The organism is Kitasatospora sp. NPDC058965 (genome assembly GCF_042741245.1).
Lineage (GTDB): Bacteria > Actinomycetota > Actinomycetes > Streptomycetales > Streptomycetaceae > Kitasatospora.
On record NZ_JBHYKG010000429.1, the window covers coordinates 1 to 5,647 of the forward strand.

Annotated in this window: 4 protein-coding genes and 1 pseudogene; all 5 read right to left on the bottom strand. The window is 77.3% G+C overall.

The features are described from left to right. Positions 1–47 precede the first annotated feature (47 nt). Complete coding sequence (locus tag ACFW1A_RS37605) at positions 48–803, bottom strand: thioesterase II family protein (protein ID WP_380417639.1); 756 nt, start codon at positions 801–803, stop codon at positions 48–50. 80 nt (positions 804–883) lie between these two features. Continuing rightward, positions 884–1,456 carry a Mur ligase family protein gene (locus tag ACFW1A_RS37610; RefSeq protein ID WP_380417641.1) on the bottom strand — a complete coding sequence of 191 codons (573 nt, stop codon included), beginning with the start codon at positions 1,454–1,456 and terminating at the stop codon, positions 884–886. 130 nt (positions 1,457–1,586) lie between these two features. After that, a complete protein-coding gene (locus tag ACFW1A_RS37615) occupies positions 1,587–4,697 on the bottom strand; it encodes a tetratricopeptide repeat protein (RefSeq protein WP_380417643.1) in 3,111 nt (1,036 codons plus the stop codon). Positions 4,698–4,904: 207 nt separating this feature from the next. After that, positions 4,905–5,438, bottom strand: a complete 534-nt coding sequence (locus ACFW1A_RS37620) for a GNAT family N-acetyltransferase (RefSeq protein WP_380417645.1) — start codon at positions 5,436–5,438, stop codon at positions 4,905–4,907. Between the two features lie 10 nt (positions 5,439–5,448). After that, positions 5,449–5,647 (bottom strand): annotated as a pseudogene (locus ACFW1A_RS37625) (hypothetical protein); the annotation flags it as partial.

The window sequence follows — 5,647 nt, forward strand, 5'->3', positions numbered from 1 at the left end:
GAGGTGGGACTCCGCGGCCGGCCCGCCGGGGACCGGTGGCACCGCCGCTACTGCGCCACCACCGGCGGGCGCAGCTCCGAGCGGATCAGCTCCAGCACCGCCGGCGCCTGGGAGTTGAGGTAGAAGTGGCCGCCCGGGTACACCTTCAGCGAGAACGGCCCGGTGGTGTGGCTGGCCCAGGCACCGGCCTCGTCCAGGGTGACCTGCGGGTCGTCGTCCCCGGTGAGGGCGTAGACCGGGCAGCTCAACCGGGTGCTGCCGGACCAGCGGTAGGTCTCGGCCAGGCGGTAGTCCGCCCGGACCGAGGGCAGCACCATGCGCACGATGTCCGGGTCGCCGAGCACCTGGTCGTCGGTGCCGGCCAGCTTCTTGATGTCGGCGATCAGGCCGTCGTCGTCCTTCAGGTGCACGTTCTCGTCCCGGAACCGGCTCGGCGCCCGGCGGCCCGAGGCGAACAGCGCGGCCGGCACGATCCCGCGCGCCTCCAGCCGCTCGGCCACCTCGAAGGCCACCGAGGCGCCCAGGCTGTGCCCGAACAGGGCCAGCGGCCGGTCCGTCCAGCCGTCCAGCTCGCGCACCACGGCGTCGGCCAGCTCGGCCACGCTGGCCGCGTTCGGCTCGTGCCGGCGGTCCTGCCGGCCGGGGTACTGCACCGCGAGCACGTCCAGCCCCGGTGACAGCGCGCGCGACACCGGGAAGTAGTAGGAGGCCGACCCCCCGGCGTGCGGGAAGCAGATCAGCCGCGTCGTCGCCAGCGGCGCCGGGTGGAACCGACGGATCCACGCTCCGAGCTCTTCGCCCATGTCCTCTCGACATCCCTTCTGATGGCAGTCTGACGCCGATTCAAACACCGGGCGCCGCCGCGCGGGATGCCGTGCGGCCCCTACTCCGCCGGCTCCGGACCCCAGTCGCCGAGCGCGCCGGCCACCTGGCCCAGCTCCCGGCCCAGCCCCAGGGCCACCGCCGCGGCCGCCGCCGCGTTGAACACCTGGCAGGCGCCGGGCCGGGCCAACCGCACCGGCGCGCCGGCCCCGTGCTGGTCGGTCAGGGTGAAGGCCGCGCGGCCCGCCCCGTCCAGGGTGACGCCGACCGCCCGGACGTCGCCGTCGGTCCGGCCGAAGGTGAGCACCGGGGCGGCGCTGCGCGGCACCAGGGCGCGGGCGTAGGGGTCGTCGGCGTTGAGCACCGCGAGGCCGCCCGGCGGCAGCCCGTCCAGCAGTGCGCCCATCGCCTCGGCGGCCCGTTGCTTGCCGTGCCCCGCGCAGCCCACGTTGAGCACCACCGCCACCCGGGGCGGGCCGGCGGCCGCCGGCGCGGCGCCCAGCACCCGGCCCAGCAGCGCCGCCGTGCTCCGCTTGCCCAGCGCCCCGGCCAGCGCGACCACCACCGGCTCACCACCGGTGTCCGCACGGAACAGGGCGAGTTGGGCGGGTGCTGCGGCCTCACGCGGCGTCATGCGGCCACGTAACCACGCCCCCGCGCGTGTCGCCCGCCGGGCACCTCCTGCCGGGGGAGAGGCGGGCGGCCCGGCCGCCGGCCGGACGGCGGGCCGGCTCCCGCACCGGCGGGGATTCGGGGGCGGGGCCCTACTCCCCCGCCGGGCAGCACCCCGCCGCCGCCAGTGCGGCGGCCTCCGGCACGCCGAGGCCGCGGTAGCCCGCCAGGGCGGCGCGGTGGTGCTCCCGGGCCGCCGCCTCGTCGCCCAGCAGGTGGTGGGCGGTACCCAGGTCCGCGTGGGCGCGGGCCGCCTCGAAGGGGTCGCCGCAGTCCAGGGCGAGCGCGGCTCGGTGCTCGGGCACGGCCAGGGCCGGCTCGCCGCGGGCGCAGAGCGTCTCGCCCAGGTTGTTGTGCGCCTCGGCCAGCACCAGCGGGCCCTCCAGCCGCTCGGCCACCGCCAGCGCCTCCCGGTGCCGTTCCAGCGCCCGGTCCGGCTCGCCGCGCAGCCGGTGCACCCGACCGATGTTGCCCAGCGCGATCGCCTCGCCGGAGCCGTCCTCGATCTCCCGGGTCAGCTCCAGCGCCTGCTCGAACAGCTCCGCCGCCCGGTCCAGCTCGCCGCGCCGCTCGTGCACCAGGCCCAGGTTGTCCAGCGTGGTCGCCTCGCCGGCCCGGTCGTTGCCCTCCCGGTCCAGCTCCAGCGCCCGCCGGTGGTGGGCCAGCGCCTCGTCCAGCCGGCCCAGCCGGCGGCAGAGCACCCCCAGGTTGTCCCGGACGATGCTGATCCCGATCCGGTCGTCAAGCCGCTCCTTGATCACCAGCGACTCGTCCAACCGCTCCAGCGCCTCGGCGTACCGGCCCTGGCGGCGCAGGATCACGCCCAGGTTGGTCAGCGCCGTGCCCTCCTGCACCTGCGCGCCCAGCGTCCGGGCCCGGTCCAGCGCCCGCTCGAAGTGCTCCCTCGCCTCCTCCAGCCGCCCGCTGCGCCCCAGCACCACCCCGATGTTGAGCAGGGTGGACACCTGCCCCACCGAGGGCGGCAGCGCGTCGGCGACCCGCAGCGACTCGCCCAGGTGCACCAGCGCCTGCTCGTACCGGCCCTGGTGCATCACGATCAGGCCCAGGAACCGCAGCGCGTCCGCCTCCCCCGGCCGGTCGCCCAGCGTGCGGGCGGCGGCCAGCGCGCCGGAGTGCACGGCGAGCGCGTCGGTGTAGTGCGCCCCGCGCTCCAAGTAGCGGGCCAGCAGCGCGGACAGGTCGCGCTGGTGCCCGGGGAACCCGCTCAGCCCGCTGACCGCCACCAGGTTGGCCCGCTCCGCGTCCAGCCAGGCCAGCGCCCGGGCGGAGTCGGCGAACCCGGGGCCGAGCGGCTCCACCACCGGCCGCTGCGCCTTCTCCTGCGGCACCGTGGCGTCCGCCGCCGCGGCCGCGCGCCACCGGTAGTGGTCCAGCAGCCGCCGCTGCGCGGCCTCCCGGCGGGGCGCCGGCTCCTGGGCGTTGACGGTGCGTCGGGCGTGGTCGCGCAGCAGGTCGTGCAGGCCGAACCGGTCGCGGGAGCGCTGCAGCAGCAGGTGGCAGTCGAGCAGCAGGTCGAGCAGGTCCAGTGCCTCGTCCTCGGTGCAGGCCGCCAGCGCGGCGGCGGCCGACCCGTCGGTGTCACTGCCGGGCAGCAGGCCGAGCAGCCGGAACATCTGCTGCTGGTCGGGCTCCAACTGCTCGTAGGAGAGCGCGAAGGCGGCGGTCACCTCTCGGTGGTCGGTGTCCGGTTCGGCCCGGTCCCGGTGCGCGCGCAGCCGCCGGTTGAGGTCGGCCACGCGCCACGCCGGGCGGCTGCGCAGCCGGGCCGCGGCCACCCGCAGCGCCAGCGGCAGCCGCCCGCACAGTAGCACCGCCTCGGCCAGGTCGGCCGGCGGCTCCTGGGCCCGGGCCGGGCCGGCCACCCGGACGAACAGCGCGGTGGCGGTGGCCGTGTCCAGCACCTCCAACGAGAGCGGGTCCACCCCGTCCAGGCCGAACAGCCGGCGGCGCGAGGTGACCAGCACCTGGCAGCGGGCGCTGCCCGGCAGCAGCGGGCGGACCTGCTCGGCGTCCAGCGCGTTGTCCAGCACGATGATCAGCGAGCGTCCGTCGCACTCGGCCCGCCACAGCGCCGCGCAGGCCTCCACGTCCTGCGGCACCGCGCTCTCCGGCACCCCGAGCGCGGTGAGCAGCCGGGCCAGCGCCCGGGCGGGCTCCAGCGGCGGGCGCCCGGCGGTGTGGCCGTGCAGGTCGAGGAAGAGCTGGCCGTCCCGGTAGCGCCCGGCCAGCCGGTGCGCGGCGTGCACCGCGAGCACCGTCTTGCCCACGCCCGGCATGCCGTCGATCGCCACCACCCGGGTGGCGGTGGCACCCGGGCGGGCGTCGGCCAGCAGGTGGTGCAGTTCGCCGTCGCGCCCGGTGAAGTCGCTCAGGTCGCGCGGCAGGTCGTTGCGGGCGGCCGCCCCGGGCGGCGGCGCGGCCGGCGCGCCGGCCGGCTCCAGCCCGGGACCGCCGCGCAGGATCTGCTCGTGCAGCTCGGCCAGTTCGGCCGACGGCTCCACTCCGAGCTCCTCCACCAGCACGGCCCGGGCGGACCGGTACTCGGCCAGCGCCTCGCTGGGCCGGTCGGAGCGGTACAGCGCCAGCATCAGCTGGGCCCGGAACCGCTCGTGCAGCGGCTGGTCGCGCACCAGGGTGCGCAGTTCGGCGACCAGTTGCTCGTGCAGGCCCTGCTGCAGCTCGGCCTCGATCCGCCAGCGCAGCACGTCGAGCCGGACCTGTTCGAGGTGCGCCCGGTGCGCCCCGCGCAGCAGCTCGCTGGGCACGTCCACCAGCGGCTCGCCGCGCCACAGCCGCAGCGCGGTGCTCAGCTGTTCGGCGGCCGACCGCCACTGCTCGCCGCGGCAGGCGGCCCGGCCGGCCGCGTGGTGGCCGCGCAGCAGGTCCAGGTCCAGCTCGCCCGGGCGGACCTCGATCACGTAGCCCGGCGCCCGGGTGCGGATCCGCGCCCCGGCCTCGGCGCCCAGGGTCCGGCGCAGCCGCATCACGTGGTTGCGCAGGGTGATCAGCGCCCCCTGCGGCGGCGCGCCGTCCCAGACCGCGTCGATCAGCTCGTCCACCGTGACGATCGCTCCGGGGCGCAGCAGCAGGGCCGCCAGGATCACCCGCTGCTTCGCCGCCGGCACCGCCAACGTGCGCTGGCCGTCGTGCACGTGCACCGGACCAAGCAGTCCGAACTCCATCCCGTTCCCCCCGGTCAATGGCGCGTCGCGCGACCGCGCGACGGCGACGCGACCGAAACGTTAACCGAGCTGACGATGGTAGGAACAGCCGGGGACGCGGGGCCGACCTTCGTGGGGAAGCGAGGAGCGGCGGCGCGGCCCCGGCTTGCACGCCCGGGATCCGGCCGGCCACGGGGGACGGCCGGATCCCGGGCGCGCTCCCGGTCCTCAGAGCTCCTTGTAGAAGAAGCTGCACTCGCCCAGGGCACCCGCCGGGCCGGCCGCGTAGCGCGGCACCGTGCCGTACCTGGTCCACCCGTCGCGCTGGTAGAGCCGCTCGGCCGGGCTGCCGGTCTCGGTGTCCAGCATCAGCAGCCGCACCCCCGCCTGCCGTGCACCCTGCTCGGCGGCCGCCAGCAGCCGACCGGCCGTGCCCCGGCCGCGGGCCTGCCGGGCCACCATCAGCTTGACGACCTCGGCGCGGTGGGCGCCGTTCTGCTTGGCGCACAGCACCAGGGTCACCATGCCGGTCAGCTCGCCGCCCGGCCCGTGGGCGGTCCAGACCACGCTCCCGCCCGCCGCCACCGCCGGCTGCTGGGCGCGCCAGTAGACGGCGGCGTCCGCGGGGGTGAACGGGTGCAGGAAGCCCATCGAGGCGCCGGCCGCCACGGTCTCGGCGAACAGCTCCGCCAGCGCGGGCACGGCGTCGGCGTACTCGGCGGCGGTCAGTCGGCGCACCGCGGTCAGCTCCAACTCCCTCATGGCCCGGACCCTATCCCAGCCCCGTTCCGGCCCCGGCCGCGCCCGGTACGCCCGGGCCCGCCGCCACCGGCTCCGCCGCCGGGCCCACCGTGCGCAGCCCGCGGACCGCCGGCACCAGCAGCGGGGCCGCCGCCACCGCGGAGAACACCAGCCCGCCCGCCACCGCGACGTGACCGGCGCCGAACCGGGCCGCCAGGGCGACCACCGAG